Raw genomic sequence first — 1,608 nt, 5'->3', positions numbered from 1 at the left:
GGCCACCAGCGCCCCGGCCCGCGTACCCGTACGCGCCGCCCTCGAAGCAGCGAGCGATGATCCTTGAAGCAAGGCGCTGACCTGCCGGACGGACAGAACCCAGGCGCTGCGTGGTCCTGCGGCCGGTGGCGCCGAGGAGGGCGCACCCGCCAGCGCGGCGGCGATCGACGCGCTCAGGGCTCTGGACGACGGCGCCGAGCCGGCTGCCGGAGACCTTGGCCCTGGTGGAGGCCCTGGAGGAGTTCCCGCCCGAGTCCCCGCCGGGGCCGGGGATCTGCTCAATGCCCTGGAGGACGCCGTGTACCGGGCCAACGCCGCCGTACGGGGGTTCGCCGGCTCCGGTACGACGCTGACCGCGATGGTGTGGACCGGTTCCGGTCTTGCCCTCGTCCATATCGGCGACAGCCGCGCCCATCTGCTGCGCGACGGCGAACTCTTCCGGATCACCCACGACCACACCGTCGTCCAGGCGATGATCGACGACGGCTCCCTCACCGCCGACGAGGCCACCTCACACCCCCAGCGCACCCTGCTCCTCAAGGCACTCGACGGCGGCGCGACACCCACCCGCCCGGATCTGCGACTCCAGGAGGCCCGCGCCGGGGACCGCTATCTGCTCTGCTCCGACGGCCTGTCCACTGCCGTGGCCGACCCGGAGCTGCGCCGTATCCTGACCGCACGCACCGACCCCGACGACGCCATCGGTGAACTCATCGCTCTCGCACACGCCGCGGGCGCCCCCGACAACATCGCCTGCGTCGTCGCCGACGTGATCGCGGCGTAGTCCGGCGCCCGGGGCCACCGGTCTCGGACGCGGCGATGAGTTCGCCCGGCCCGGAGAGTCGTATCTCCGGTACCAACCGTTGTCACCGCTATCGCGGGCACCCAGGAGGAACACACGTGGCGCAGCTACTGAGAGTCCAGAACTTCACCGTCTCAAGTGACGGTATCGGTGCCGGTGAGGACCAGACCCTGGAGAGGCCATTCGGCCATGTCGAGCCCCAGAGGCTGATGGCCTGGGCGGGTGCCACGGCGAGCTGGCCCAATCGCACCGATCCCGGGGGCAGCCGGGGCCTCGACGACTACTTCACCCGGGACTTCACACACAACATCGGTGCCGAGATCATGGGCCGCAACAAGTTCGGTCCCCAGCGCGGGCCCTGGCAGGACCATGAGTGGCAGGGCTGGTGGGGTGACGAGCCTCCGTTCCACACCCCGGTGTTCGTCATGACCCACCACAAGCGTCCTTCGTTCACGCTCTCCGACACCACGTTCCACTTCGTCGACGGAGACCCGGCGGCGGTCCTCGAACAGGCGCGGGAAGCGGCGCGGGGCAAGGACGTCCGACTCGGCGGCGGGGCCACCACCATCCGGGAGTTCCTCGACGCCGACCTGGTCGACACCCTGCATGTGGCGGTGTCGCCGGTGAAGCTCGGGTCCGGAGTACGGCTATGGGACTCGCCCGATGAGCTGCTCGACCGGTTCCACCTGGACGTCGTGCCCAGCCCGAGTGGTATGACACACCACCTGTTCTGGCGGAAGTGACCGGTCCGCAGAGCGGGCCCCGGGGGCGTATCGCGACCCCGGCGGCGGATCGCGGCCCGGGGG

The 1,608-nt window shown here is 70.6% G+C and carries 1 protein-coding gene and 1 pseudogene; both read left to right on the top strand.

What is annotated here, in order from left to right:
- Window positions 1–118: 118 nt before the first annotated feature.
- A pseudogene (locus ACWF94_RS40225) lies at window positions 119–784 on the top strand (PP2C family protein-serine/threonine phosphatase); the annotation flags it as partial.
- 116 nt (window positions 785–900) lie between these two features.
- On the top strand, window positions 901–1,545 hold the full coding sequence (locus ACWF94_RS40220) for a dihydrofolate reductase family protein (protein ID WP_453500214.1): 645 nt from the start codon (window positions 901–903) through the stop codon (window positions 1,543–1,545).
- Window positions 1,546–1,608 lie beyond the last annotated feature (63 nt).

This window comes from Streptomyces sp. NPDC055078, from assembly GCF_053607985.1.
The sequence above is the reverse complement of the archived record's forward strand: the minus strand, read 5'-3'. Positions and strand labels throughout refer to the sequence as shown.